At 59.5% G+C, this 24,380-nt stretch carries 27 protein-coding genes; 16 read left to right on the top strand and 11 right to left on the bottom strand.

Going from position 1 to position 24,380, the window contains the following annotated elements; all coding sequences use genetic code 11:
• The coding region (locus VLJ37_11670) for a hypothetical protein (protein ID HSA60330.1) at positions 1-227 on the top strand (227 nt) is incomplete at its 5' end.
• Positions 228-348: 121 nt separating this feature from the next.
• On the opposite strand, the gene VLJ37_11665 is transcribed toward VLJ37_11670, so the two are convergent.
• Both VLJ37_11665 and VLJ37_11660 read right to left on the bottom strand, forming a co-directional pair.
• Positions 349-828: a DUF2062 domain-containing protein gene (locus VLJ37_11665; protein ID HSA60329.1), complete on the bottom strand. Its 480-nt coding sequence runs from the start codon at positions 826-828 to the stop codon at positions 349-351.
• 79 nt (positions 829-907) lie between these two features.
• Positions 908-1,735: a HEAT repeat domain-containing protein gene (locus tag VLJ37_11660; GenBank protein HSA60328.1), complete on the bottom strand. Its 828-nt coding sequence runs from the start codon at positions 1,733-1,735 to the stop codon at positions 908-910.
• An 850-nt stretch (positions 1,736-2,585) separates the two neighbouring features.
• Here VLJ37_11660 and VLJ37_11655 point away from each other — a divergent pair.
• On the top strand, positions 2,586-2,933 hold the full coding sequence (locus tag VLJ37_11655) for a hypothetical protein (protein ID HSA60327.1): 348 nt from the start codon (positions 2,586-2,588) through the stop codon (positions 2,931-2,933).
• A gap of 20 nt (positions 2,934-2,953) precedes the next feature.
• Here the strand turns inward: VLJ37_11655 and VLJ37_11650 are convergent, their stop codons facing one another.
• Positions 2,954-3,118 carry a hypothetical protein gene (locus VLJ37_11650; GenBank protein HSA60326.1) on the bottom strand — a complete coding sequence of 55 codons (165 nt, stop codon included), beginning with the start codon at positions 3,116-3,118 and terminating at the stop codon, positions 2,954-2,956.
• An 18-nt stretch (positions 3,119-3,136) separates the two neighbouring features.
• The gene (locus tag VLJ37_11645; protein HSA60325.1) at positions 3,137-3,586 is read right to left on the bottom strand and encodes a hypothetical protein; all 450 of its coding nucleotides are present in this window, start codon (positions 3,584-3,586) and stop codon (positions 3,137-3,139) included.
• A gap of 544 nt (positions 3,587-4,130) precedes the next feature.
• Here VLJ37_11645 and VLJ37_11640 point away from each other — a divergent pair.
• From VLJ37_11640 to VLJ37_11620, 5 genes are all read left to right on the top strand, one after another.
• Positions 4,131-4,445, top strand: coding sequence for a type II toxin-antitoxin system Phd/YefM family antitoxin (locus tag VLJ37_11640; protein HSA60324.1), 315 nt, complete (start codon positions 4,131-4,133; stop codon positions 4,443-4,445).
• Positions 4,429-4,731 (top strand): type II toxin-antitoxin system RelE/ParE family toxin, encoded by a 303-nt coding sequence (locus tag VLJ37_11635; GenBank protein ID HSA60323.1) that lies wholly within the window; start codon positions 4,429-4,431, stop codon positions 4,729-4,731. The genes VLJ37_11640 and VLJ37_11635 overlap by 17 nt, the downstream gene beginning before the upstream one ends.
• Before the next feature lie 329 nt (positions 4,732-5,060).
• On the top strand, positions 5,061-5,336 hold the full coding sequence (locus tag VLJ37_11630; protein HSA60322.1) for a hypothetical protein: 276 nt from the start codon (positions 5,061-5,063) through the stop codon (positions 5,334-5,336).
• On the top strand, positions 5,336-5,518 hold the full coding sequence (locus tag VLJ37_11625) for a hypothetical protein (GenBank protein HSA60321.1): 183 nt from the start codon (positions 5,336-5,338) through the stop codon (positions 5,516-5,518). The genes VLJ37_11630 and VLJ37_11625 overlap by 1 nt, the downstream gene beginning before the upstream one ends.
• A gap of 465 nt (positions 5,519-5,983) precedes the next feature.
• The gene (locus VLJ37_11620) at positions 5,984-6,787 is read left to right on the top strand and encodes a short-chain dehydrogenase (protein HSA60320.1); all 804 of its coding nucleotides are present in this window, start codon (positions 5,984-5,986) and stop codon (positions 6,785-6,787) included.
• A 390-nt stretch (positions 6,788-7,177) separates the two neighbouring features.
• On the opposite strand, the gene VLJ37_11615 is transcribed toward VLJ37_11620, so the two are convergent.
• Both VLJ37_11615 and VLJ37_11610 read right to left on the bottom strand, forming a co-directional pair.
• Entirely contained in the window at positions 7,178-8,047 is an 870-nt protein-coding gene (locus VLJ37_11615) for a hypothetical protein (protein ID HSA60319.1), read from the bottom strand.
• Positions 8,048-8,074: 27 nt separating this feature from the next.
• Positions 8,075-8,743 carry a hypothetical protein gene (locus tag VLJ37_11610; protein ID HSA60318.1) on the bottom strand — a complete coding sequence of 223 codons (669 nt, stop codon included), beginning with the start codon at positions 8,741-8,743 and terminating at the stop codon, positions 8,075-8,077.
• 159 nt (positions 8,744-8,902) lie between these two features.
• On the opposite strand from VLJ37_11610, the gene VLJ37_11605 reads away from it, so the two are divergent.
• Positions 8,903-9,220: a type II toxin-antitoxin system RelE/ParE family toxin gene (locus VLJ37_11605; protein HSA60317.1), complete on the top strand. Its 318-nt coding sequence runs from the start codon at positions 8,903-8,905 to the stop codon at positions 9,218-9,220.
• A complete protein-coding gene (locus tag VLJ37_11600) occupies positions 9,217-9,516 on the top strand; it encodes a helix-turn-helix transcriptional regulator (protein ID HSA60316.1) in 300 nt (99 codons plus the stop codon). Before VLJ37_11605 ends, VLJ37_11600 begins: the two co-directional genes overlap by 4 nt.
• A 21-nt stretch (positions 9,517-9,537) precedes the next feature.
• On the opposite strand, the gene VLJ37_11595 is transcribed toward VLJ37_11600, so the two are convergent.
• The 3 genes from VLJ37_11595 to VLJ37_11585 are packed head-to-tail and all read right to left on the bottom strand — an operon-like array spanning position 9,538 to position 12,997.
• Positions 9,538-10,680 (bottom strand): DNA topoisomerase VI, encoded by a 1,143-nt coding sequence (locus VLJ37_11595; protein HSA60315.1) that lies wholly within the window; start codon positions 10,678-10,680, stop codon positions 9,538-9,540.
• 14 nt (positions 10,681-10,694) lie between these two features.
• Positions 10,695-11,165, bottom strand: coding sequence for an isoprenylcysteine carboxylmethyltransferase family protein (locus tag VLJ37_11590; GenBank protein HSA60314.1), 471 nt, complete (start codon positions 11,163-11,165; stop codon positions 10,695-10,697).
• An 11-nt stretch (positions 11,166-11,176) separates the two neighbouring features.
• The gene (locus tag VLJ37_11585) at positions 11,177-12,997 is read right to left on the bottom strand and encodes a DNA topoisomerase VI subunit B (GenBank protein HSA60313.1); all 1,821 of its coding nucleotides are present in this window, start codon (positions 12,995-12,997) and stop codon (positions 11,177-11,179) included.
• A gap of 101 nt (positions 12,998-13,098) precedes the next feature.
• On the opposite strand from VLJ37_11585, the gene VLJ37_11580 reads away from it, so the two are divergent.
• The 3 genes from VLJ37_11580 (at position 13,099) to VLJ37_11570 (ending at position 15,395) form a co-directional block, all read left to right on the top strand.
• Positions 13,099-13,920, top strand: a complete 822-nt coding sequence (locus tag VLJ37_11580; protein HSA60312.1) for a cache domain-containing protein — start codon at positions 13,099-13,101, stop codon at positions 13,918-13,920.
• A gap of 111 nt (positions 13,921-14,031) precedes the next feature.
• On the top strand, positions 14,032-14,973 hold the full coding sequence (locus tag VLJ37_11575; protein HSA60311.1) for a hypothetical protein: 942 nt from the start codon (positions 14,032-14,034) through the stop codon (positions 14,971-14,973).
• 56 nt (positions 14,974-15,029) lie between these two features.
• Positions 15,030-15,395, top strand: coding sequence for a hypothetical protein (locus VLJ37_11570; GenBank protein ID HSA60310.1), 366 nt, complete (start codon positions 15,030-15,032; stop codon positions 15,393-15,395).
• Between the two features lies 1 nt (position 15,396).
• Here the strand turns inward: VLJ37_11570 and VLJ37_11565 are convergent, their stop codons facing one another.
• On the bottom strand, positions 15,397-15,990 hold the full coding sequence (locus VLJ37_11565; GenBank protein HSA60309.1) for a hypothetical protein: 594 nt from the start codon (positions 15,988-15,990) through the stop codon (positions 15,397-15,399).
• 148 nt (positions 15,991-16,138) lie between these two features.
• Between VLJ37_11565 and VLJ37_11560 the strand changes: the two genes are divergently transcribed.
• Positions 16,139-16,834 carry a hypothetical protein gene (locus VLJ37_11560; GenBank protein ID HSA60308.1) on the top strand — a complete coding sequence of 232 codons (696 nt, stop codon included), beginning with the start codon at positions 16,139-16,141 and terminating at the stop codon, positions 16,832-16,834.
• A 41-nt stretch (positions 16,835-16,875) separates the two neighbouring features.
• On the top strand, positions 16,876-17,985 hold the full coding sequence (locus tag VLJ37_11555) for a Rieske 2Fe-2S domain-containing protein (protein HSA60307.1): 1,110 nt from the start codon (positions 16,876-16,878) through the stop codon (positions 17,983-17,985).
• Between the two features lies 1 nt (position 17,986).
• Here VLJ37_11555 and VLJ37_11550 read toward each other — a convergent pair whose 3' ends face one another.
• A complete protein-coding gene (locus tag VLJ37_11550) occupies positions 17,987-19,036 on the bottom strand; it encodes an NAD(P)-dependent alcohol dehydrogenase (GenBank protein ID HSA60306.1) in 1,050 nt (349 codons plus the stop codon).
• Positions 19,037-19,187: 151 nt separating this feature from the next.
• On the opposite strand from VLJ37_11550, the gene VLJ37_11545 reads away from it, so the two are divergent.
• Both VLJ37_11545 and VLJ37_11540 read left to right on the top strand, forming a co-directional pair.
• Positions 19,188-20,393: a DUF4388 domain-containing protein gene (locus VLJ37_11545; GenBank protein HSA60305.1), complete on the top strand. Its 1,206-nt coding sequence runs from the start codon at positions 19,188-19,190 to the stop codon at positions 20,391-20,393.
• 38 nt (positions 20,394-20,431) lie between these two features.
• A partial coding sequence (locus tag VLJ37_11540; protein ID HSA60304.1) for a DEAD/DEAH box helicase occupies positions 20,432-24,380 on the top strand: 3,949 nt, incomplete at its 3' end.

The raw sequence follows: 24,380 nt of genomic DNA, 5'->3' as shown, positions 1-24,380 counted from the left end.
TTGATGCGTTCCTCGCCTACGACTGGGACGATGACTGCGTTCCGACGCCGCGCGCGCTCATCTGGATGGGCGCGATCGCGACGGCCTTCATTGCCGGGTTTTTCGGCTTCCTGGCGTTCGTCTTCATCCACATCCGGTCGTGGTGGTGGCGGGGGGCCCTCCTCCTCGTCATCCTCCTGATCGCCGCGTGGAATGAATGGGACTGGCGGCGGCGTGCCCGGCGCTAAAACAATGGCGCCGGGCACGCGTTGATGGGCTCCGGGAGGCCAACCCCGCATGTCAGGGGACCCCAAGCACTGAGGCCACAATCGAGTCGAACGGAATGACCTGCAAGGGGCGCCTTGCCCGTCACTCTGCCGCCCGCATGAAGCCGCCCGTTGCGTGTCTCTTCTGCCACTTCCGGGCGGCCGCTCGGACGAGCCAGAAGGAGAGGAGGGCGGACGGGATCCCCAAGACAAGTCCGCCCAGAACGAGGGCCTCCAGATTCGGCAGGGTCTGGTGCTTGACCCAGGCGAGGAGGGGCGCGTTTCCGGGCGGGCTGATGGCCGGCGAGCGCAGGAGGAAGCGGCCGGTCACGACCTCCGCGGTCAACAAGAGCGGAATGACGGGATAGATGAGCAGGACGAAATTGTTTCCGATCAGACAGGCGGCCTTGTTGGCCCGGACGCACCACGCGATCGCGAGGGCCGCGAGCGTGTCCAAGACGGGGAACGGATAAAACGTCGCGAAGAGCCCGATCGCGAAACCCGCCGCGATGGCGTTCGGAGAGGCGTCTTGACGGATCAGCCGGTCCCACGCCACCTTCAGCTTCCCGCGAACCCCTCTCATTCGAAAATCATACACCTTCTTAGTGTCAGTGTACCCGGTAAGTGTACTCGGTGCATCGGAGCGTAGCGGGTACACTTTTTTATTTCATCGTTGGCTTTTTAGGATTTGGCGCGTCGTAGAGGTCCCGATGGAGAGTGCGGTCCCTATCCAAACGCTCCATCGTCCTGATCACAGATTTAGCTTGAGGGTCGTCTATCTGCTCCAGGGCCCATCTGGCCGTACTTCGAAACTCGGGGATTCGGAGCATTTCAACAAGCAATGGGACAGACCGAGGGTCTCCGATACTTCCCAGGGCGCCGATCGCGCACTTGCGGAGAGTCCTGTCCCTACCGTTTTTTAGAATTTGCATCAATGCCGAAACGGCTTGAGGGTCCTTGAGATCGCCTGCAGCTCTAATTGCATTCCTGCAGATCGCTGGATCGGGATCGTCGAGGTGGGCGAGAGCCCACTCCTTCGCGTCCGCCGGGGGCAGGACGTCCAGGTAAACGCTACCCAGGCCGTTGCCTTGGGCGATCAGATGATCCAACAGGGCGTTGACCGCCATTGGGTCTCCATAGAGACCCAGGTCCAAAGTGGCTGCGTCGATGAGAGTCCGATCCTTGCCGTGGAGATCGGCGAGGCATTCGCCCAAGCCTGCGTCGATTCCAGGAGTGCGAGCGGCGTCTTTATGGAAATGTCGGAGCGGATCCCTGTCCAGGAACCGCGTTATCCTAAAGAGAGACTGAAGACGGACGCTCTCCGGCTTGTAGAGTTCATATCCCAGACAGAGGTTGCGGACGTTCATGCGGGTGAACGCCACCCCCTGAGACGTCAGGTATCCCCGCAGGGCATGAAACTTATCCTGATTCACCAGCCCCACCGCCCGCTCGGCCACGTTCGCCAGGTGGGAGAACGTCTGTTGGGCCACGGGAAAAGAGGGTAGAAATTGGATGATCATTTTCACTAAGGTATCGGTCCTTCGCAAACAGTGTTGTGTTTCGGAAGGGCAGGCGGCGAGATTTGTGAGAATGAATAAGAGAAGTGTACCCGGGACGCTCCAATATGCCCAGTTTGGCTCAAGCGCGGCCCTCTGGCGTCTTCTGCGGGTAAAATCTGGGGGGAGGGTTCGAAGATTGAGATGGCGGCGTCCGACTTGTCGGTCTCATTTCTCGCCAAATCAACCGCTTCGAAGCGTACCGGGTCCACTGGCTTTTGACGGCGGGATTGGGGGGAGGGGATGGAGGGAGTTTTAGCGGAGGCGGGGTCTGGAGGCGAATGTTTATCGCCAACTTTTGGGGCTCCTTTTGTTTGGGTCTTCGGACATGCTTTTATTTTGATAACATCGGCACCGGAAGGGGTATGAGAAGACCCATTTTTTGGACTCGAGATCAGAAAAGAGCTGTCAGTCTAAGTATTTAAAAAATATCCCCGATAAGCATGTATTTTGCATCACGCTCTGCAAGAGGGGTGCAGATATGATAAAAGTTATTACAGCAAGAAAGTCCGTCCTCTATGCCATGGCCGTTTTCATTTCCGCCTCACTTTCTTTATTCGGGAAACCAAGTCCCTCATGGGCGGGGGAGGAGCGACCCAACTCGGACAAGAAGGGGGGCCATATTTATAGCCCCGCCGACATCGGTGGACAGCTGCAAACGACCTCTCAGTCAAGGGAGCTTCTGACTCAGCCTGGATTCCTTCAGGATCTTGCGACGAGAAAGGGGCTGGGGGATCTAGTCTACGTCAGAAAGGATACCGTCACTATTTACTGTAGCTCGCTGATGAACGTGTCGAACGATCCCCTTTATATCCATCGATACTGTTATGATCGCGATTACGAGCAAAGTTCCAACAACCCTGAGCCGGGATACCAGGATCCGCCTCCCCTCTCGTGCAATCCCGGCGACGTCCTTTTCGCGTTTCAGGCCCTGCCCGACACGTCACAAACGGTCAATGCAGTGCAAGAAGAACTCGGCATGAATACCGGCTTCGGAGTGGCGCGTCGGGAAAGCGGGGGACCCTTCGCGGTCTCCCTCGTATCGGCGCTGGATGGCACGAGCTCCAATCCCGTAAAACTCGAGGTCGAGCGATACGCGGTCTGCATCAGAACGAGCCGATTGAACCATTAGAACCACCTTAGTTGCTCTTCTTATTTCTTCCCTTCCTGATAAGGCGTCGAAGTCACGATGAACGTCCCCACGCCCTCGGCCTGGCCTCCCTCGTTGTAGCGGAGGGTCATGCCGGTGGCTTTTTGAATGGGGGCGCCCAGGAAGAGGTCGATCCGATTTTGGCGGCGGGATTGGGGGGAGGGCATGGAGGGGGTCACAAGCAGTTACTCAACAGAACAGTTCGCTCCAGGAGACAAAACCAGGTGATCTTCCCGAGGGACAAAGAAATCAATCCTTTCTTGACCGAAGAAAAGAGCATAGGCCCCTTGTTCCATTTTAGCTGAGACTTCCTCGACGCGCCGCCGTTCTTCAGGCTCCCGGCCTGCAGAGTCCGTTTGCAGGTCCAGCATCATGATCATTTGTTCCTGAGACTCTGACGACAGGGTTCGAAGCCTTCCGGATGTGGAAGGAGAGAGAGGGCTAATCCACCAGATCCGGTCATTTCGGAGCAGCCGAAAAGCCGATTCATGAACATGATTCATTTGCACGGTGATGCGATCGGGACCCGCCCATGTTTTAACCAGCGATGCCGATCCGATCAGAATTTGGGAACAAGGTTGCAGAATATCCAGAGACTGGCCGCTATAGGTCATTTGCAAGGCCAGGTAAGACATGGGACCGGTTGAGATCATACTCAGAGGCGCCTCCGAACAATGCCCATCCAATATCGACGCCGGCGTTAGGATGTTGTCAAAACGGAGTAACTATTCGTCCACTCGCGTGGACATCCATGGATCGCACGCATGGCCCAGCCTGCCTCGTTGTAACGGAGGGTCGTGCCGGTGGCTTTTTGAATGGGGGCTCCCATGAAGACGTCGATCAATTTTTGGCGGCGGGCTTGGGGGGGAGCACTTCGAGGAAGTCGATTTCCGGACGGCGATTTGTTAGAAATCAACGGCTTCGACGCGTACCGGGTACACTTTTTTTGTGAGCCGGCTGGAGCTCGGCTCGGGGGCGGTGGCGATGCGGTATGAGCCGAGAAGGTAGAGGGGATCATCGCCGACGCTGTTTTATGCTGTGTGATGTACACCTTTTAAGTTTTGCAACCTATTGATATTACTTATATTATTCAATTGTGAGATATTCATTCATAAACTAAGTGGAAACTTAAGCGTAAAATAGTACGATAATAATTGCAGAATATTATAAGGATATTTTATGAGCAATTTTTCAACGGAAACTGAAGAGTTCGTATCCGTGACCAAGGTGGGGCGCAATTTCGGTCAATACCTCGAAGCTCTGCAAAAGGATGAAAAAGAGAAGTTCATCATCCTTAGGAACAATGAGCCCGAGGCGGTTCTGTTGACTATGGAAATGTATCAAATGCTTCAGACCAAACTGCAGGAATTAGAAGAACTTCTCGAAGATTTGGTGACCTCGCGTGAGATTGCTGCGCGCGTCGAGGACAAGAAGAATCTTAAGTCGGCGGTCACATTGGAAGAGCTTGGAAAGAGACATGGCCTCGAAAAGTGAGTGGCGGGTCATTGTCGTCGAAGCCGCTCAGAAGGATTTCGCCAAGCTCGACAAAGGCCTCCAGAACATTGTTTTCTCCCATCTGAATAAAATCAAAATCGACCCTGAACGGATGGGCAAGCCTCTGCGCGGTCCTCTCTCGGGCTTCAAGAAGGAATATTTCTTGAATAAGAGTTACCGGATTGTCTTTCGCGTCAAATCGTCCGACAAAGTAGTCGAAATCTGGGCTATAGGTCGTCGTGACAAGTCGGAGGTTTATGAAACTCTGGCGAAGAGGATCAAATAAGAGAAATTCTACCGCGCGCTGGCATGGCCTACGGCGGGTTTAAAATCATCGTCGAGGTGACGGCCTTCGGCCTTCCCTTTATCACTTGGCCTTGGATCAAGAAGTAATGAACCACTTCAATCTAAACTTCGTCTGTTGTTCCAATGAAGAGGTCGATCACTTTTTGGCGGCGGGATTGGGGGGAGGGCATGGAGGGGGTTTTAATCGATCGGTTCGACGCGTACCGGGTACACTTTTGTTTCACTTTTTTTCCGGACGGCGAGACGCTCCTGCACCTGTCGATTGCAGTTCTATCGTGAACTTGGTATCCGATCTTACAAGGAGCCCCTATGATCCATCTCATCGTTTCGTTCGTCCTCGCGGCGGCCTTTGTGATGGCCGGGTGCGGGCCCAGGATTTCGAAGGAGACCTATGTGGCCGCGATGGCGGACATGGGATGCAAGATGGTGATGGAGAACAGCCCGGGCGGGGAGGCCGTCCTCAAAGAGAAGGGGATCAGCCAGGCCGATATCGACGAGTTCCGAAAGAAATCCGGCCGCGACGACATGATGGCGGCCGCGACCGAGATCGCGAACAAGGTTGCGGCGTGTCATGGAGTGAAGTGATGTCGAAAGTTATATATTCCGCTTTGTTGGCCGCTTGTCTGTTATCGGTCGTTCCTGAGGCGCTCTCGTGTGAAGGCGATCCCAACGAAGGCAAAGATCCGTCACGGGATCCCATGGTTCAGGCGCGCGTCGGTACTTGGAAGGTCATGGAAAAGGTCGAGTCGATCCTGATCGTGCGTTAGCACGGCAGCTATTACCGGGTGAATTTCTTCCCGCCGTCCTGCTCCGTTTTTAGACACAAATCTTCCTGGCCTTTCATTTTCTTCGTGTCTTCCCCGCGCGTGGGAGCGACAATCTGTTCATTCCCCATGAAGACAACTTTCCTCATCGCCCTCGTGACGTGGCTGCCGTTCGCACCGTTTGAACGTGCCGGTGCTCATACGGTGGCGGCTTCTTTTGATGGGTTTGTTTGGGAGATGGAGAGGGATCAAGCGGAGAGGCGCGGGTGTTGCTCGCATCATGGTGGGGTGTGCGGGTGCCGCGGGGGGAGGGCTTTGTGTTGTGATGGGAGGGTGAGTCCGAGTTGTGGGTGTGACTGATCTTATATTTTCAATGGGTTCGACGCGTACCGGGTACACTTTTAGAGAGGTTTTCGCTGCAAGTGGATTTTTATGGACCCATCGATTTATTCGCAATAAATATTTTTTATGACTCAAGATGTGGATAAAGAAAACAACTCAAAAACAGTTTCTCCACAAGATTTCCTATTAAAAATTCCACTATACGAAGATGTTGCAATTAATGAAAATGGCTTTCATGATTTGGAGTACTTTAAAGGCTCAGTTGATTGCTTCTGCTTGGAATGTGGTCGTCATAGCGTTTTTATTAGTAAGGGGAAAGAATATCGGGGGGGAAGTGGAACCAGTAATTACCAATTCCACATTGTTATTTATTGTACACGCGATGAGAACCACAGAGCTCGTTTTGTGTTCTTAGCTCACGACGGCCACATAAGGAAAATTGGTCAGTACCCCTCACAAGCTGATTTAACGACCCCAGATTTGCAAAAATATCGGAAGGTGTTAGGCGATGATCGTTTTCCAGAACTAGCACGTGGTGTAGGGTTAATTTCTCATGGCGTTGGAATTGGAGCTTTTGTTTATTTGAGGAGAATATTTGAACACCTTATTTCAGAAGCTCGCCAAAAAGCTAAAGGAGACGAACACTGGAAAGAGGAGGATTTCGAAAAGGCCCGAATGGATGAAAGGATAGCTCTATTGCACGATTACTTGCCGAGTTTTCTTGTGGAGAACAGATTGCTGTACGGAATTCTTAGCAAAGGTGTTCATGACTTGACAGAGAACGACTGCCTTGAAGCATTTCCAATTGTAAAACTAGGGATCGAGTTAATACTTGATGAAGAGTTAGAGAGACATTCGCGAGCTAAAAAAGTCCAAAATGCAAAGAAAGAGATTGGAAGTTTAGGCGCTCGCTTAAAGAGAGAAAGCTAGATCACATTTGGTTTCGCTTTAGACTTTTATTGCTCAACTGGCCGGCGGGTCTTCGCTTTCTTTTCTTACAAAACTCTCCCGCATTCCTGATTTTTCTTTTCGCAATCACAGTGAGCACATAGTCGGAGCACGGCGGTCATTCTACTCACCTTTTGATGGATATTAGAGATCCTCCTGGTGAGCCCTTAAGGCCAAAAGTTAAAATAATTACGAGTAGCGAAACCAGAAATGTCATAGGCGGATTGAGAACTCATATGGCATCGACTGTTGCATTCCTCATATAGCTCCGGGAGGCGAAGTAGTTTTGCGCACCGAGCACGAAGTGATTAGATTACGTGTAAGACATTAAGGCTCTTCTTCACAGAGCTGTGCCTTGTGTCTTTGCACTCTTTACCACGCTCCGTGCTTTTGAAAGAATCTCTTTACCGCCTGATAAATGTTCAACAGCTTCTCTTCCCCAGAGTTCTTTCTTAATTCAATTTCAGAATTAATAAATGTTTTCGCAGACTCCTTACATTCTTTATAAATGGCTTCATTTTCAGGAACTGAGTACGTTTCCTTTCGTAGATAATTCAGAATCCATTTATCATCGTCGTCTTTTTCAACTAAGGAGAGAATTGTTTTAGCCTGGTCAGTAATGATTTTTGCTTCTTCGACAGCTACGCCTTTTTGGGGAATTGCAGCCAGGTCGCTAAGGTAGCTAATTAGACTCTCCCCTATAACAATTCGTAAATGGCCGGCCTCCTTTTCTAGCCGAGCAGCTCTATGAAGCATGGTTCCATAAATGCTATGGTCTTCTATGTGCGTTCCCCAGCCCAGTTCTATAGCACCACGAACTGGAATGCCGTCTCTCAGATTAGAAAGCATTTCCATCGAAATGCTTTCCATAAGGTCCTTAATGCTAACAACAGAAAGAGGAGCTTCTGCATTACTTGAGATCCGGACTTTTAATAAAGCAGCATCTCCCATGAATTCGACATTGACCTGCGCTGTTGTAAGCTGTTTCCATGCTTTTTCCGACACTTTGCCTACTAGTTCTGATGGAAGAGGAATCTCTTGATTAATCTGAGAAACAATTCTTCGGATGTTATCGCGAAATCTTTTCACCCGGCCGAAGGTTGGCTTTACTTTTTCTATAAGTTCGGCACGTTTCCCGGAGTTAAGACAATCTAAGACAAATTGATCTGATAAGCAGTCGAGGAGCTGACTTTGTCCCATCAGGTCGAAAAATCCTAGAACGTAAAAGTTATATTCAGGCATATCTTTCAAAATAAGTATCTTTTGATCTTATCGATGATGCAATGCTCCGATCGCATTCACGTCATTCCTTTTTAATAAACAGAACAAGGCAAGCACCACCAGAGACCCCATCCACAAATAAAACCCCAACCCAAGATAATCGACAAAATTAAGATTTTTGGGATCCATAGAGGATTCATTGAAGGGGACAGCCCTCAGCATATAGGATTGCAGGCCCAGAGCGACCGCGATGACGGAGACGATACTCGCGCCCAGCCGTTTTTTAAACTTGGCCAGCGCGAGGGCCAGTAGCATCAAAGGATTCGCGAACCAGGCGAAAACCCCGACAAAGACGCCCAGAAAACCCATGAGCAAGATCTTGTAGCCGTAATCCACCTGGGCGACGGGCTCCTGCCAGCCCTTGCAATAATCGATGATTTTCCCCTTATCGACGAAGGCTTTGCCGGAGGTGGCGTCTTCCACGCGCTCGCAACTGGTCATTCCCGAACCGCCAAAGGAAAACGAGGAACACTGGACGCCCTCCGTAACGGCGAAGGCGCATTCCCCGTGTTTGGGATTGGACCGGACGTCGGGCCTATAAACGATGCCGGGAGAAAACAGGGCCAAGACAAACAGGCCAAGACCGGCGATCAGTAAGCCGGAACGAAGTGAAGGTGACAGAGTAGATTTCTTAGGCATCTTCGGATCCCGCAGCATCACCGAAAAATAACTCTGCTGCTCACCGTCCAGGATTCAAACCCTCCCGTCCGGAATGTCGGACTTTATCTCATAATCCCCGATCAAATCCAGCGGCATAGGGGTTGCATATCAGATCTTCGTCGTTGCCGAGTATAACGCTATTGTTATATACTTCTTATGCAACTTAGAATACTGTCACAAGTTGTCAGGGAGATGAAGGGTGAGCCGGACGAGCTTAAGCAGAGTGTCTATGGAACATTGGAGAGGGTGGGGCGGGGCGAATCGATCGGCATGCCCCTCTGTCGGCCCTTACCGTCTATCGCCCGAGGCCTCTATGAACTTCGGTTCTCCTACAGGTCGGGCGAATACAGGATCTTTTACTACATCAAGGTGAAGGATGCGATTTACGTGGTGCATGCGATGAGGAAGAAATCAGAAAAGATCGAGAAAAGGACGGTTGACTTGCTACTTGCCAGAATCAGGAGTGTGTCATGAAAAAGAAGGGGACAATCTATCTCAGCCTCAGTGAATTCGGTTCCGCGATCGGATTGAGCCAATTGGAGAAGGGGCTCATCCACCAAAAGAATCGAATGATTGATTATTTGAAAGATGCGCGCGCTGCGCGAGGCCTGACGCAGGCGGAATTGGCCCGGAAGGTCGGTACTCTGCAACCCGCAATCGCGCGCATGGAGGCGGGACAAGTTGGGGATGTCAGTTTTGATTTCCTGGTCCGGGTGGCTCTAGCCCTGGGGATAACCTTGGAAGTGAGTTCCCAGAAAAAGGCCGCCTGAAGACCGCTCTAGCGGGTCTTCCTAGACAAAGTTCTTATTCTTAATCTTATCGATGATGATTTTTTCCGGCATGAGCGGATCCCGCGGATTCACCGAGAAGTAAGACTGCTGCTCACACCGCCTCTTATGGCTAATGAGCCACTTCAGAATATCCGAAACCCCCTTATTCTTCTTGTCTTTGAAGAACGGATCATTCGCCAACGCATCCCGGGCCTTCTTCAACTGCCGCGACTCCGTCGCATCGTTCTCCTTCACCCCATAGTCCGGCAGATCGTACTTCTTAATGTCCTCCGGCAGCACCCCCAAGAACCGCACTTCCGGCGCGGAGAAGTCGGAGTTCCGGATCAGACTCGCCGCCGACCCGGCCTTGAGCGTGCGGAAGATGTTCTGCATGGTGTAGGCGTCGAGGTCTCCAAAGAAGTAGCAGGGGATGGAGAGCTCGTCTTGGATCAGCTTCGTCCAGCCGCGGACGGCGTTCGACGGGACGCCCTGGGCGCCCAGCAAGATGACGTTGTGGCGCTTGGTGAACCCGGAGTTGACCAGCGTGTTCGCCGTGCCTTCCGACTCGACCACCAGGCAGAAGTCGATCTTCTTCTTGGCCTTGAGCTTCAAGCTCTGCGGCCGGTTCTTCGGCTGGAAAGGGGAGGTGCCGAGGGTGGACAGGTCGATCGTGGCCTTGCCGCCGTCGGGCAGGGTCTCGGTCACCACCAATTGCTGGCTGTAGGTCTGACCGCCGCGGTCGTTGGCGAAGCAGTTCAAGTCTTCCCGGTAGCACTCCATCATCTCGCCGATGAAATCGATGATGGCGTCGCTCTCGTCCTGATCGACGAAGTCCAGGGGCTTTAAGGCCGCGTTGTGCTTAATCTCGCCCTTGCTGATGTAGTACAGCTCGCGCTTCGTGTTCGTGGCGCCGACCTCCAGGTTTCTTAGGATCAACTCCAGCATGAAGATGGCTCGGGACATCTTTTGGACGGAGCTGACGTTCAGCTCCGTCGCCACCTTCTTGTCGCCGGGGGTCAGGTAGCCCACCTTGGGGTTGTAGAAGGAGTTGTCGAGCGAGCACTTGGTGGCCTGGAGGACGGGGCGCTTGGCCTTTTCCAGGTCGCGCAAGAGCTGCTCGCAGAGTTCCTTGGACAGTTTGGGGACGTCGACGTCGGTGGCCATGAGAGTTGCCCTTTCTAAATCCATCGCCGGACTTGGCTTTTGTAAGCCCGGTACTCGTCTCCGAATTTTTGTTCCAGATAGCGCTCTTCCTTGCGGATCGGGTAGCGGTCCAAAAAGACGACCAAGGGGATCGTCATGAGGATGCCCCACAGGTTGTTCACCTCGAGGGCGATGCCCAGGGAGACGAGGACCATGCCCAGATAGATCGGGTTCCGGGTCAGGCGGTACAGCCCGCCCAAGACCAGTTTCGTGCTCGTCTTCCAGGGGATGTGCGCCGTGCCCGCTTTCTTGAACAGTTGGATGCTCGAGGCAATGAAGCCGAAACCGAGGCCGATGAAGACGGCCCCGACGATCCAGGGAATGGACCACGGGATCAGGCGGACGGGAAAAAACCAGTGCAGGAGGAGGCCGGCCAACGCGCACGTAAAGAGCACGAGCGGCGGGGGGATGCGGATCTGGGCGCTGTCCTGCTCGATGTGGATCATCGTCTGTTCCTTTAAGAATCCGTGAAGAGCGACGCCTGGCGCTTGTCCGCCTTGGCCCGGGCCTTGGGCGCGGAAGGCAGCTTGCCTCTCTTCTTTTCCTTCTTCGCCTTCCCGGCGGGGGGCGGGGCTTCTTCCGGCGCCGGGGCCGACGCCGGAGTCTCTGGGACGCCGGGGAGGATGCCGGTGGTCTCCGCCATCTTTTGAACCGCCAGCTCGGCGTGCTCGATGGCGACCTCCAACTCCTTCTCGGCGAGTGCCGCGTCGCGGCCCAGGATCTTCGCCAGGCCTTCCAAGGCCTTCGCGCGGCGGGCCTTCGGAGACTTCGTGATCCGGCAGGCCCCGTCGACCAGGATCGGGGCGAACATCTCGATGTGCTGGCGCTTCTTCTCCAGATCCGCCTCCTTCGTCTCGCGCCGGATATGTTTGGACAAGCGTTGGCCGGCCTGGATCAAGGTGCGGCGGATCTCCTCCACCAGCTCGTCGCTGGCGTCGACCGTCTCCTTGGAGGCGTTCTTGAACTTGATGAAGGGGGAGACCACGCTCACCGCGACGATGTAAGGCCCGAGCGGCAGGGCCCCCTTGGGCTGATTCAGGCCGTAAGAGCGCCAATTGACCGACGTCGCCGCCTGGGTCATCGCGCAGGCGGACTTGTCGAACTGGAGGGGGACGCGGTTGGCGAAGCGGAGCAGGGTGACCGGCTCGTCTTCGGACAGGCTCCTGTCCAGGAGGCGGGCGACGGCGACCTCCACCAGGACGGGCTTGAAGTCGCAGATGGTGGGCTTGCGCGAGACGACGGCGAAAAAATCCACCTGGCCGACGCGCTGGATGCTCTTGGCCAGGGCCGCCTCGCCGATGGAGAGGACGCTCTTGGTGGACGGGGCCATGAGCTGGACCTTTTGGAGGGCGGCAAAGACCTGTTTGAAATGCTCCTCGGTCGCGCTGTCGACGCTCATGTCGAGGAGGGATTTCGCGATGCCGCCGTCCTTCTTGGGCATGGCCGTCAGCTGTTTGAGGACCCCGTCCGAGACGCGGGAGAACCCCTTCTTCAACCAGGCCCCGATCGAGACGCGGCCGAAGAGGTGCGAATGGGCGATGAACTCGCCCAGCTTCATCGTGTGCGGATGCGGCTCGACGGCGTCCGGGATCTCCGGGAGGACGTCCGTCACGCGCGGGATCTCCACCCAGTCGGAGTCCAGGACCTTGTAGCGCAGCGAGAGGTGAGGGTTCACCAGCGTCGTGCCCGTCAGGTAGGCGAGGAGGCCGCCTTCGCCGTTCAACTGGATGCGGGCGTCGATGACGAATTCACAGGAGAGGCCGTGATCGCGGTCCCAATCGACGGCCTCTTTTTCCTTCAAAACGCCCTTGTTGTGCTTGATGTCGACCTCGACCACGCACTTGATGGCCTTCCGCATCTTCGAGGTCTTGGTGATGACGGTGGCGCCGCGGGCGCTGGTGAGCTGCGCCCAGGTGGTGACGGCCGAGATGCCGATGCCCTGCTGGCCGCGGCTGCAGCGGCCCCGTCCGAACTTGGAGCTGGCGAGGTACTCGCCGAACACCTTGACGACGTCTTCGGTCTCCAGACCCGGGCCGTTGTCCTCGACCCGGACACGGATGGCATCCGCGTTCTTGGCCGTCCCTTCGCCGGTCTTTTCAATGAGGACCGAGACGTCCGGCAGGATGCCCGCGTCCTCGCAGGCGTCCAGCGAATTGTCGACGGCCTCCTTGATCGTCGTCAGGGCGGCCTTCGTGTAGGAGGAGAAGCCGACCTGCTGGAGGTTTTTTGAAAAATATTCCGCGCTGGAGGCGGAGGTGATCGTTTGTTGTTTCGCCATTGAGTCCCAACCATGATCCATCCCCGGCGGTTTTGGCAAGCTTTTGATGTTTTTTAAGCCGCGGAGAAGGGTTAAAGTCCCGGTTTGAGAAAAGGGGGCTTATGCGCGGATTAAAATTCACAGGTCTCTGGCTGGCGCCGGTCCTCGCCGTCTTTCTTTGCCGAGCGGCCCTGGCCCAACCGGATCCCGCGCAAGGTCCCACCGAGATTGTCTCCCCGGCGGCGGTTGAGGGTTTGAACGGTTACGGCCGGAGCCTCATGGCCGTCATTGCCGAATTCATCGGAAAGACGATGGATGCCGAGGCCGATCTCCTGACGCTCTTGTCCGAGACCCAGGACATCGAATCCGGCCAATGGCAGGACATCAAGCCGCGTTTGGCCGCGGCGCGGGCCTTGGGCGCCAAGGGGTTGCTGTGGTTCGCCCAACCCGACGGAACCTATTACACGGTGGAAAAGGACCGGATGCCCGAGGGCCTCAAGGATCGGGACTATTTCCCAAGACTCATGGCCGGCGAAAAGGTGGTGGCCTCGCTGGTGGTCAGCCGGTCCACGGGAAAGAAATCGATCGTCATCGCGATGCCGGTTAAAAACAAGGGCGCGATCGTCGGGGCGGTCGGCGCCTCCATCTTTTTGGAGGATTTGAACAAAGAACTTTCCAATTCGTTGACCTTGCCGGACGGGGTCTATTTTTACGCGCTTTCGCCGGACGGGACGGTGGTCCTGCATAAAAGCGCGGGCATGATCTTCGCCAAGGCCCGCGAGCTTGGCTCTCCGACCCTCACCCAGGCGATCGACGAAATGTTCCGCAAGCCCTCCGGAGAGACGGCCTACGAGTTCAACGGCTTCTCGAAGCGGGCCTTCTTCATGACGATCCCCCGTCTCGGGTGGAAAGTCGTGTTGGGCGCCAATCTCAAAAAGCTGTAAGCCTGATTTCACATTCTCCCGTCCCGTCGGGCGTTTACACCCGTATACGGAATCCTTGCCGGAAAGGGCATAGGCCGCAACCTCCCGTGTCCAACCTGCGATGGTGTCGGTGTGCAAACGATGAATGTGATTCCATTCCAGCCGGTCACTTTAAGCGCGCTGAACGTGTATTCCCTGCGCGCCTTCCACCCGGACCCCGAGCGGGGCACCCTGTTCGGCCCCAGCATGGAGACGTCCGACCTGAATTTGCCTTCGAGGCCGGTCATCGACGGGGAGGCGGCGTCCGATCTGAGGCTTTTCTCCGTCCTGGCCGTGGGGGAGGCGAGGGAGTATTGGGGCCTTTGTTCCCGCCAGGGCCTGGAAAGGCCGTATGCCCTGCCGAGGCTCGATCCCAGAGGGACGCCGTGGTTTTTCGAGAAATATCAGACAGGCGACGACGGCCTCTCGCACGGCCGCGCCGTCTTTTATACCCCCGATCCCGTCCGCCGGGTGGAGCTGGACCTTCGCACGCCTCTTTGCCAGCGGTATTCCTTCTCCATCGAATCGCCCGCCGCACGATTCACGCAAGCCATCCTCGTCAACGAAAACGATGACTCCGTTTTCACGGACTATTTTTCGGCGGAGATCCGCGCGGTTCCGTTCGAGAGGGCCTGGAAACTCGCCTTGGGCCTTTCCACGGCGCTTTACGCCTCGCCCCAGTACGACGCGGACACCGAACTCGGCGCCTTGCGGTTCCGGCAGGGGGGGCTGGGCCTCTGGACGGAAGTCCCCCGCCTGAGGGGGCGTTTCAGAACTCCCGTCTTCCACAGGGCCAGCCACGGCGAGCTCTCGTTCGCCTCGACTCTCTCCGTTTTCGGGGGTTCCGAGACGGCGCTTCGCCCCCCGGTCGTCTCCCTGCGATTGAGACCGGCGACCCTGACCGCTTGGAATCTGGACGTCACGCTCCACCGCCCCTCGCAACGAGCGAGCCGCCTCATGCCGCTCGCTCCAAGGTTGAGACAGCTGCTATGGGACCCGATCTTCGACGCCATTTTCACGAAACGCCGCGCCTGATCTCCAACCGGCCCGGCGGCTTGACGAGCGTTTGGGTCGAGGCTAAAAAACGCGCCATGACTGGAGTTCTTGCCCTTTTGGCCCTTCTCTGCCTGTGCCCGCCATCCGCGGCCCAGGCCGCCGGCGACGAAACGTTGCGGGCGATGCGCGCCGGGCTGGCCGAGACCGCGGAGGCGATCGAGGAGTTCAAGACCATGAACGGCGGATATCCCGAGAGCCTGGAGGAATTGGAGCCGCCGGTTTACGAGGTCAAACCCGACCTGGCCGGGAGACCGCCGGTTTACAAACTCAGGGATGACGGGATTTCCTACGAACTGTCCTACCTCGGTCCGGACGGCCGCGAGGGCACCGACGACGACATCCGCTACGATGCCCGCCGAAACCACCGGCCCATGCCCTGGCTCGAAAAGCGCGGCCGCTGAATCAGCGCCGGGCCACGCGAAAGTAACCCTTCAGGGACTCCTCCATCGTCGTGATGCCGACCGCCTTGCGTTGCTGGACGTCGTAGAAGATTCGGATGCCGGCGTCCGGCTCCCCCAGCTGGACGGCCAGACGGGCGAGTTTCGAACGCGCTCGAACGGATTCTTGAAGCCAATGCAGGTGCTCCACGAGTCCGAACGGACGGGAGTAGGTGGGCCGTTTCGACCAGGCGTTGAGGCGCCGCTTGGCCCCGACGATGGCCATCCGCATCTGGTGCAGATCGTCGACGGTCATGGCGGAGTTCGGATGAACCGACATCCAGTCCGGACGGGGGCTCAGATTGGCGAAAAAGTCCGTAAAAGGCCTGTCGTTCTCCAAGTGGACCCGAAGGGCGTCCGGAACGACGTTCAACGCCTTGAGGAGTCCGATCTCCTGGAGCCGCATTTCCATCATATAACCGTTTAATGTCTTGATCTGCTCGGCCGGCGCGGGGGCCATCAGGGAGGAGGCCTCCCAGGGGTCCATGGCCGTCAGCCCCTGGGGGACGCGGCTCCAGAGCGTGACGTGTTGAAAGAGTTGTTGAGTCCCCAGGGTCATGACCGCCCGCTCATCGGGGCCGTTTGAGAATGGTTGCTAGGAATGGGTCAGGAATCCCGTATTCGCGCGAATACGATTCCTGCGGCCATTCGTCCCCCTGCGTTGCCTCCGTGGGTCCTTTCCCCTATTTGAATGGGAGGAGTCTGTCATGCACGCGAGCGCAAGCCCCTACATCATCCCTTTGACGACGGTCCCCGGAATCCTGATCCAGTCGATCGGGATCTCCGCAAGCTACCGCCTGGCGGCTGAGCGCCTGCTCGCGCAGGCATGGCGGCTGGACGCCCACCTCTGCGGGGCCGTGGAGGCGGTGCCGGCGGAGGGGAGGGCGGATTATTTCCTGAACCTGGACCGTTTGGACTGGAAAGCATCGCGGGAGATCTTCCTCGAGATCCGGGGGCACAAGGAGGGGTTGGAACCCGATCACTCGCTTCTCGGCCACGTGGCGGGCCTCGTCGATTACATCTCCCACCTGACGACGAACCTCCTGCCGCTGACGTGCCGTGGCAATCCGCGGCTTCTGGCGTCGGTCCCCGCGTCCGGAAGCGGGTTATCGTACGCCGGGATCGACGGACCGACCTTCGAATGGTCGATCGCGCTCTATATGGGGATTTCCCCCTTTCCCGTCTTCGGGCTGAATATCCCGTACGCCGATGACGGGATCGCGCGCTCGTTGAGCCCCTTCGGATTCGGGGCCGTGACCTATCTCACCCTGGCCCTCCAGCCGGAGCTCGCCACGGACCGTCACGTCCCTGCGGAAATCACGCGTGACGGTTTCAGCCGCCCGGTCGCTCGGCCGCGGCTCGAGGTCCTGGCCGACCGATCGCTCGTCCTAAAGGAAGATTAATCCCTGGTCCGAGCGCGCGTCCGGGGCTATATTCCCCGATCATGAACGATGCCTGGCACGATCTCGGACCCGTCGAGGTCCTGAAGGACCCGCCGCTCCGGGAGATTCAGGTCGGTCCGATGCGGGTGGCGCTGTCCTATGCGAACGGGGAGTTCGCCGCCATCGGCGGCGTTTGCCCTCACGCGGGCGGGCCTCTGGGCGAGGGGACTCTCAAGGACGAGAAGATCTCCTGCCCCTGGCATTCCTTCCGGTACGACCGGAGGACGGGCGTCTGCCGCCTGGGGGAATCCCTCGAGTTCGCCGTCCCGAGCTACCCCCTCAAGATCAAAGACGGCCGCCTCTTCGTCAGTCCGAAGCCGGCCACCAAGGGCAGGCCGATGCCCGAATACGAGGATGAACTGACGCGTCCCATCCGGCGGGAACCCGGCCCGACGCGGGTGGCGGGGATCTCGACGACCGTCATGGACGCGAGGCATCCGCGTTACTCGACGTCGGAGACCCTTCTTCAGGCCGCCCTCGACCACGCCCGGGACGAACTCAAGGCCGAGACCCGGCTGATCCGCATGAACGACCTCCGCGTCCGCCACTGCGAGGGCTATTACTCCAAGAGCTCGCACGCCTGCCTCTGGCCCTGCACGATCACGCGCGGAGACGAGAACGACCAGATGGACCGGATCTACGAGGCGATGGTGCATTGGGCGGACGTCCTTCTGGTCGCGACGCCCATCCGCTGGGGCGCGGCGAGCTCGCTCTATTACAAGATGGTGGAGAGGTTGAACTGCGTCCAGAACCAGATCACGCTCCACAACAACGTGCTCATCCGGAACAAGGTCGCCTCCTTCCTCATCATCGGGGGGCAGGACAACGTCCAGCTCGTGGCCGGACAGATGATGGGTTTCTTCGCCGAGCTCGGGTTCGTGTTCCCGCCGTTCCCCTACATCGCGCATTCCCTGGGCTGGGCCGCCGAGAACATGGAGAGAAACGTGAAGTACGTGAAGAAGAGCCGGATGCTTCACGAAGGGGCGAAGGACCTTGTCCGGCGGGCCGTGGAGATGTCCAAGGTCCTCCTGGAGAGCCCGGTCTGCACGGCCGCGATCGAAAGGGCCGGCCGGAAGGCCCACGCCGGCACGCCGCCCGATCAGGCCGGTTGAATCAACGGGCCTTCAAACTTTCCAGGTCGATCACGAACCGGTACCTGACGTCGCCCTGGATCGTCCTCTCGTAGGCCTCGTTCACCTTCTGAATGGGAATCGTCTCGATCTCCGACGCGATCTCGTGCTTGCCGCAGAAATCGAGCATCTCCTGGGTCTCCGCGATGCCGCCGATGACGGATCCCGCCAGGCTCCGGCGGCGCAGGATGAGCGTGGTGGGGTGGAGGGTGGGCTTGGCGTCCGGGACGCCGAGCAGCACGAGTGCCCCGTCGCGGTCCAAGAGGTTCAAGGTGCGCTCCCAGTCGATCTCGACGGGGACCGTGTTCACGAGAAGATCGAACTTGCCCGCATTCTGATCCAGGGTCCTGGGATCGGACGTCAGGAAAAAGTTCTGGGCGCCGAGGCGCCGGGCGTCGGCTTCCTTCTTCTTGGAGTGGCTGAGCACCGTCACGTCCGCGCCCAGGGCCTTGGCGATCTTGACGCCCATGTGGCCCAGGCCCCCCAGGCCGATGACGCCCACGCGCGAACCGGGGCCCGTCTTCCAGTGGCGGAGGGGGGAGTAGAGCGTGATGCCGGCGCAGAGGAGGGGGGCCGCGCGGTCCAGCGGGAGGTTTTTCGGAATCTGGAGGACGAAGTGTTCGTCCACGACGATCCGGGTCGAGTAGCCGCCGTAGGTCGGGTTTTTTCCGTCTTTCTCGACGCTGTTATAGGTCCAAACCGGCTTGAGGCAGTACTGCTCGAGGCCGGCCTTGCAATCCTTGCATTCGCGGCAGGAGTCCACCAGGCAACCGACGCCGGCGTGGTCGCCCGTCTTGAAGCGCGTGACCTTCGCGCCCACCTTGGAGACGATGCCCGCGATCTCGTGGCCGGGCACCATGGGAAAGCTCGCGCCGCCCCATTCGTCCCTCGCTTGATGGATGTCGGAGTGGCAGATGCCGCAGAACTTGATGTCGATCTGGACGTCGTTGGGACCGGGCTCGCGGCGCTGGATCTCGAACGGGGCCAAAGGCTCCTTCGGGCTTCGGGCGGCGTAGGCGGGTGTGGTTTGCATGAGTCCCCCTTTCAAAGGGGGGATTGGACGCCTGTTCGGCCGGAAAATCAACGGGTTCCGCGGGACCCGTGTCCATGGGAATGGACATCCGGATGAAATGACGAAGCAATTAGATCGCAACATTTTACCCATTCGGACGACCAGGGGTCCAATGGGCATCAGCACCTACACCCCTTTGTTTCGAATCACCGGCTTCGGCCCCTTGGGGCTCCCGACCGATCCGGCGGCCTACGGGGTGAGTTCCGCCCTCATTGCCTCCGCGTCCCCTCCGAGTCCTTCCGGGTCTTCGAGCGCCTCTGTCTTCGCGGGGGCGGTGGAACCGGCCTCGCTGGGAAGCCCCGTTTCCAGGGCCACCGGCGGTCTCTGGGCGGCTGGCCGAGATTCCAAGCCCGGCTCGGTTCCTCCGTCGGCGACCCCCGGATCCGGCGGGTCGCGCATCGACGCGAGTTATTCCCTCAAGTTCGCGTCCGGCAGGCTCCGGGGCAGCGAGATCGCGCTCTCGGCGGAGAGGCCCTTGATCATCGGACGCACCAAGGGGCTCGAGATCGTCCTGGACGAGGCCAACGTCTCGGGCAGGCACGCGAAAATCTCGCTTTCGGGCCACGAGGTGACGATCGAGGACCTCGGATCGACGGGGGGAACCTACGTCAATGGGACGAAACTGAAAAAAGAACAGGTCTTGAAAGAGAACGACCGCGTCATGATCGGGTCGTCCATGTTCAGCCTCATCGTCGCCCGCGGGCCCTCGCCCGTCGTGGATTCGGCGAAGCCCACGGAAACGCAGAGACCGTCGGCCTACCTGATGCGGGGGACGATCACCGACATGCCGCTTCCCGACCTTTTGCAACTCTTCGAAGGTTCGCGAAAGAGCGGCGTGCTCCGCATGCGCGGCAACGTGAAAGGCGAGGCCCTCTCCGAAGGAGAAATCCATCTGCGCGAGGGCCGCGTCATCTTCGCTTCCGTCGACGGCAGGGAACACGTGGACCCCCGGAAATCCTTCTACCGGATCGTGACCTGGCAGGAGGGCGAATTCGAGCTCGTCTCTCCGGTTGTCCGGGATTTTCCCATGGAGATCGAGGAATCCATCCAGGGCTTGCTGATGGAGGGCTTCCGCATCATGGACGAGCTGGGCAACCTGGGCCCCGACCGCCCGCCTCTGACGGCGTCCGTCGCGGCCAGCCTCTCTTTGGAAAGACCGCTCCGGGGCCTGAGTCCCGAGGAACTGGACGTCATTCAATCGGTCTTAATGGGCGGGACGGTTCAAGACGTCCTGGACCGGGCGCCCGGCGATGACATCCTCACCACCAAGACCCTCACGGAACTGATCCGCAAGGGCTACGTCCAGATCACGTCCTAGGCTGGATTTCCGGCGATCCAGGCGCTATCGTCCGTTCCATGCACGCATCCCTGCAATCGTTTCATCCCGTCGTCGCGCGGTGGTTTGAAGACCGCTTCGGGACGCCCACCGAGCCCCAGTCCCGAGGCTGGCCGACGATCGCCTCCGGCCGCGATACCTTGATCGCCGCCCCCACCGGTTCGGGAAAGACGCTTGCCGCCTTTCTCGCCTGTATCGACCGCCTCGTCCGCGAAGGGACCCGCGGACGGCTCAAGGACGAGACCTCCGTCGTCTACGTCTCGCCCCTCAAGGCCCTGGGCAACGACATCCGGAAAAATCTGGAGGAACCCCTCGCGGAGCTCCGTTCCCGGGCGGCCAAGGATTGGGAGAAACTGCCGGAGATCCGGACCGCCGTCCGTAGCGGCGACACGACGCCGGGGGAGAGGGCGGCGATGATCAAAAGGCCTCCGCATATCCTCATCACGACGCCGGAGTCGCTCTACCTCCTGCTCACCTCCAGGAACGGGCGCAAGATGCTCAAGTCGGCCAAGACCGTCATCGTCGACGAGATCCACGCCGTCGCGCGCGACAAACGGGGTGCGCATCTCGCCCTGTCGCTCGAGAGGCTGGATCTTCTGGCCGGGCGCCGGATCCCGCGCGTGGGGCTCTCGGCCACCCAGCGTCCGATCGAGGAGATCGCGCGCTTCTTGGTGGGGACCCGGCGCGTGGGGAGGGACGGCGCCCCCGACTGCGCCATCGTCGATGCCGGTCACCGGAGGGACTTGGACCTCGAGATCGAGATGCCGAATGGCGAGCTGACGGCCGTCGCCTCCAAGGAGCTCTGGGCCGATATTTACGACCGCGTGGCCGCCCTGATCGGCGGGCACAGGAGCACGCTCGTCTTCGTCAACACGCGCCGCCTGGTCGAGCGCGCGACGCGCGCCCTGGCGGAGAGGCTGGGCGAGGAGGCGGTCGCCGCGCATCACGGGAGCCTCTCCAAGGAGAAGCGCCTCCACGCCGAGACGCGTCTCAAGGCGGGCCAGGCAAAGGCGGTCGTTGCGACGGCCTCGCTCGAACTTGGGCTCGACGTCGGCGCCGTCGACCTGGTCTGCCACATCGGGAGCCCCCGGAGCCTCGCCGTCGGCCTGCAGAGGATCGGACGCGCGGGACACGTCCCTTCCGGGGGGATCCGGCCTCTCATCCTGCCCAAGGGCAGGATCTTTCCGGTGACCCGGGACGAGCTGATCGAATGCGCCGCCTTCGTGCGGGGCGTCCGGCGCGGCAATCTGGAGAAAACGTCGATTCGTCCGCACCCCCTGGACGTCATGGCCCAGCAGATCGTGGCGGCGGTCGCCTGCGAGGAGATGACGATCGACGAGACGTTCGCGATGGTGCGGGGGGCTTGGGCCTACGCGGGGCTCGAACGCCCCGAATTCGACGCGATCGTCGCGATGCTTTCGGAAGGGATCGCGACCTCGCGGGGATCCCGCGGGGCCTGGCTCCACCGCGACGGCGTCCGGAAAACCCTCCGGCCGAGGCGGGGCGCGAGGCTGGCGGCCCTCACCTCGGGCGGGGCGATCCCGGACAATTTCACCTATGCCGTCGTCAAGGAGCCGGAGGGCACGGTCGTCGGCTCGGTCGACGAGGACTTCGCCGTCGAGAGCCAGATCGGCGACATCTTTCAGTTGGGCAACCATTCCTGGAAGATTCAACGGGTCGAGGCGGGGAAGGTGAGGGTGGAAGACGCCCACGGCCAGCCGCCCTCGATCCCTTTCTGGCTCGGCGAGGCCCCGGGCCGGAGCGCGGAGCTCTCCTCAGAAGTCTCGGACCTCCGCGAGGCGATCGAGCCCCTGCTCGCGGAGGAGGGCCGCGCGATCCGCCTCTTGGAGACCGAGTGCGGGGTCCCCGCGTCCGGGGCGGTCCAGGCCGTGGGCTACTTGAGCCAGGCCAAGGCGGCCCTGGGCGTGCTGCCGACGCAAAAGACCCTGGTCGCCGAGCGGTTCTTCGACGAGGGCGGCGGCATGCAGCTCGTCCTGCACCTCCCTTTCGGGGGACGGCTCAACCGCGCCTTCGGCCTCGCCCTCCGCAAGCGGTTCTGCGCCGGGTTTAATTTTGAGCTCCAGGCGGCCGCGACCGACGACGGCGTCCTCCTCTCCCTGGGGCCCCAGCACAGCTTTCCCCTCGAATCGGTCTTCGATTTCCTTTCGTCCCGAACGGTGAGGCACACGCTCGAGCAGGCGGTCCTGGACGCCCCGGTCTTTGGCGTGCGCTGGCGGTGGAACGCGACGCGGGCCCTGGCCCTCCTGAGGTTTTCGGGTGGAAGGCGTGTCCCCCCCGTCATCCAGCGCATGCGCAGCGACGACCTCCTCGCCGCCGCCTTTCCTGACCAGGCCGCCTGCCAGGAGAACGTGACCCGCCCCATCGCCATCCCGAACCACCCCCTGGTGACGGAGACGATGCGCGACTGCCTCTACGAGGCGATGGACCTGGAGGGATTGGAGGCCCTCGTGAAACGGATCGCGGACCGCGAGGTCCGCCTCATCGCGCGGGACACGCCGGCCCCGTCGCCCCTCTGCCATGAGATCCTCAACTCGAATCCCTATACCTTTCTGGACGACGCGCCCCTGGAGGAGCGCCGCGCCCGCGCGGTCGCGACGCGGCGGACGCTGTCCGACAAGGACCTGGAGGCGTTCGGGGCCCTGGACGGGGCGGCGATCGCCGAGGTGGAGGAAGAACTCCGGCCGGACATTCGGAACGAGGATGAGTTGGCCGACGAGCTCCGCGAACGGTGCGTTTTTCCGGTCTCCAATCTTCCCGCGGGCTGGCGGGGATGGATGGACTCGCTCGTGGCCTCGGGCCGGGCCGTCCGGACGGAAACGCATTTCATCTCGGCGGACCGTCAGGACTCGGACGCCGCCGCGATCCTTCGGGGCTGGATGATGACGGAAGGGCCGGCCACGGCGGCGGAGTGGGCGCGGAAGACGGGGCTTGCGGAGAACGAGGTGGAACGGGCCCTTCTCGGTCTCGAGGCATCGGGATCGGCGCTGCGGGGGCGTTTCCGTGAGCAGACCATCGCGCGCAACCTGGAGGAATTTTGCGACAGGGAGGTCCTCGCCCGCATTCACCGCCGCTGCCTCAAGCAGCTCCGGCGCGAGATGGAGCCGGTCACGACGGCGGAGTTCTGCCGATTCCTCGCGCGCTGGCAGCACGTCGCCCCGGGCACTCAGTTGATCGGACCCCACGGTCTGGCCGAGGTCATCGGCCAACTCCAAGGCCTGCAGCTCCCGGCCGCGGCCTGGGAGCAGGAGGTCTTTCCATCGCGGGTCGTAGGCTATCATCCCTCGATGCTGGACGAATTGTGCGGCGTCGGCGTCGTCGTCTGGGGCCGCCTATTGCCGGGGAGGAAGGATGAGGAGGAGGAGGCGCCCCTCAAGCGCCGAAACTCCCCCAACCGGAACACGACCCTGTCTCTGATGCTGCGTGAGGACCTGCCCTGGCTCCTGGAGATCACCGGCGATGGGGGGTATCGGGGGGAGAGAGGATTCTCCACCCGATTAGAGCCAGTATCCGGCTTGGCCGGTGCTGGCGGATTAACCGCTGCGGCGAGGGCGCTTTTGAACCTTCTCGATCAGCGGGGCGCCATGTTCTTCAACGAACTTCACGAGGTCACGGGACGACTGCGCACGGACCTGGATCAGGCCCTGTGGGAGCTGGTCACCGCGGGGGAGATCACCTGCGACGGCTTCGCGGGCTTGAGGAATCTCATCAATCCCCGGAGGCGCCGGGAGAAGGCCAGGCTCCTCGCCCTTTACTCGGGCTCCCGCCGGCCCTTATTTCTGGGAGGAGGGGGACGTTGGTCACTATTCCGCCATCATGCACCGGCAATCCCAAAGGGACAGCTTCGCGAGCCGGATGCTGAGGAGGCGTTGGCCTGGCAATTCCTGCACCGTTGGGGCGTCGTCTTCCGGGACGTCTTGGGGCGCGAGCCCTTGTCTCCGCCGTGGCGCG

The sequence above is a fragment of the bacterium genome, from assembly GCA_035454885.1.
Classification (GTDB): domain Bacteria; phylum UBA10199; class UBA10199; order JACPAL01.
The sequence above is the reverse complement of the archived record's forward strand: the minus strand, read 5'-3'. Positions and strand labels throughout refer to the sequence as shown.

Excerpts from the sequence above, each read along its gene's own strand:
- VLJ37_11600 (HSA60316.1), top strand. The coding sequence starts at position 9,217 with ATGAAAAAGAAGGGGACAATCTATCTCAGCCTCAGTGAATTCGGTTCC.
- VLJ37_11580 (HSA60312.1), top strand. The coding sequence starts at position 13,099 with ATGCGCGGATTAAAATTCACAGGTCTCTGGCTGGCGCCGGTCCTCGCC.
- VLJ37_11620 (HSA60320.1), top strand. The coding sequence starts at position 5,984 with ATGACTCAAGATGTGGATAAAGAAAACAACTCAAAAACAGTTTCTCCA.
- VLJ37_11605 (HSA60317.1), top strand. The coding sequence starts at position 8,903 with ATGCAACTTAGAATACTGTCACAAGTTGTCAGGGAGATGAAGGGTGAG.
- VLJ37_11545 (HSA60305.1), top strand. The coding sequence starts at position 19,188 with ATGGGCATCAGCACCTACACCCCTTTGTTTCGAATCACCGGCTTCGGC.
- VLJ37_11650 (HSA60326.1), bottom strand. The coding sequence starts at position 3,118 with ATGCCCTCCCCCCAATCCCGCCGCCAAAATCGGATCGACCTCTTCCTG.
- VLJ37_11610 (HSA60318.1), bottom strand. The coding sequence starts at position 8,743 with ATGCTGCGGGATCCGAAGATGCCTAAGAAATCTACTCTGTCACCTTCA.
- VLJ37_11565 (HSA60309.1), bottom strand. The coding sequence starts at position 15,990 with ATGACCCTGGGGACTCAACAACTCTTTCAACACGTCACGCTCTGGAGC.
- VLJ37_11625 (HSA60321.1), top strand. The coding sequence starts at position 5,336 with ATGTCGAAAGTTATATATTCCGCTTTGTTGGCCGCTTGTCTGTTATCG.
- VLJ37_11615 (HSA60319.1), bottom strand. The coding sequence starts at position 8,047 with ATGCCTGAATATAACTTTTACGTTCTAGGATTTTTCGACCTGATGGGA.
- VLJ37_11595 (HSA60315.1), bottom strand. The coding sequence starts at position 10,680 with ATGGCCACCGACGTCGACGTCCCCAAACTGTCCAAGGAACTCTGCGAG.
- VLJ37_11630 (HSA60322.1), top strand. The coding sequence starts at position 5,061 with ATGATCCATCTCATCGTTTCGTTCGTCCTCGCGGCGGCCTTTGTGATG.
- VLJ37_11590 (HSA60314.1), bottom strand. The coding sequence starts at position 11,165 with ATGATCCACATCGAGCAGGACAGCGCCCAGATCCGCATCCCCCCGCCG.
- VLJ37_11560 (HSA60308.1), top strand. The coding sequence starts at position 16,139 with ATGCACGCGAGCGCAAGCCCCTACATCATCCCTTTGACGACGGTCCCC.
- VLJ37_11550 (HSA60306.1), bottom strand. The coding sequence starts at position 19,036 with ATGCAAACCACACCCGCCTACGCCGCCCGAAGCCCGAAGGAGCCTTTG.
- VLJ37_11570 (HSA60310.1), top strand. The coding sequence starts at position 15,030 with ATGACTGGAGTTCTTGCCCTTTTGGCCCTTCTCTGCCTGTGCCCGCCA.
- VLJ37_11665 (HSA60329.1), bottom strand. The coding sequence starts at position 828 with ATGAGAGGGGTTCGCGGGAAGCTGAAGGTGGCGTGGGACCGGCTGATC.
- VLJ37_11645 (HSA60325.1), bottom strand. The coding sequence starts at position 3,586 with ATGTCTTACCTGGCCTTGCAAATGACCTATAGCGGCCAGTCTCTGGAT.
- VLJ37_11585 (HSA60313.1), bottom strand. The coding sequence starts at position 12,997 with ATGGCGAAACAACAAACGATCACCTCCGCCTCCAGCGCGGAATATTTT.
- VLJ37_11655 (HSA60327.1), top strand. The coding sequence starts at position 2,586 with ATGAACGTGTCGAACGATCCCCTTTATATCCATCGATACTGTTATGAT.
- VLJ37_11555 (HSA60307.1), top strand. The coding sequence starts at position 16,876 with ATGAACGATGCCTGGCACGATCTCGGACCCGTCGAGGTCCTGAAGGAC.
- VLJ37_11640 (HSA60324.1), top strand. The coding sequence starts at position 4,131 with ATGAGCAATTTTTCAACGGAAACTGAAGAGTTCGTATCCGTGACCAAG.
- VLJ37_11635 (HSA60323.1), top strand. The coding sequence starts at position 4,429 with ATGGCCTCGAAAAGTGAGTGGCGGGTCATTGTCGTCGAAGCCGCTCAG.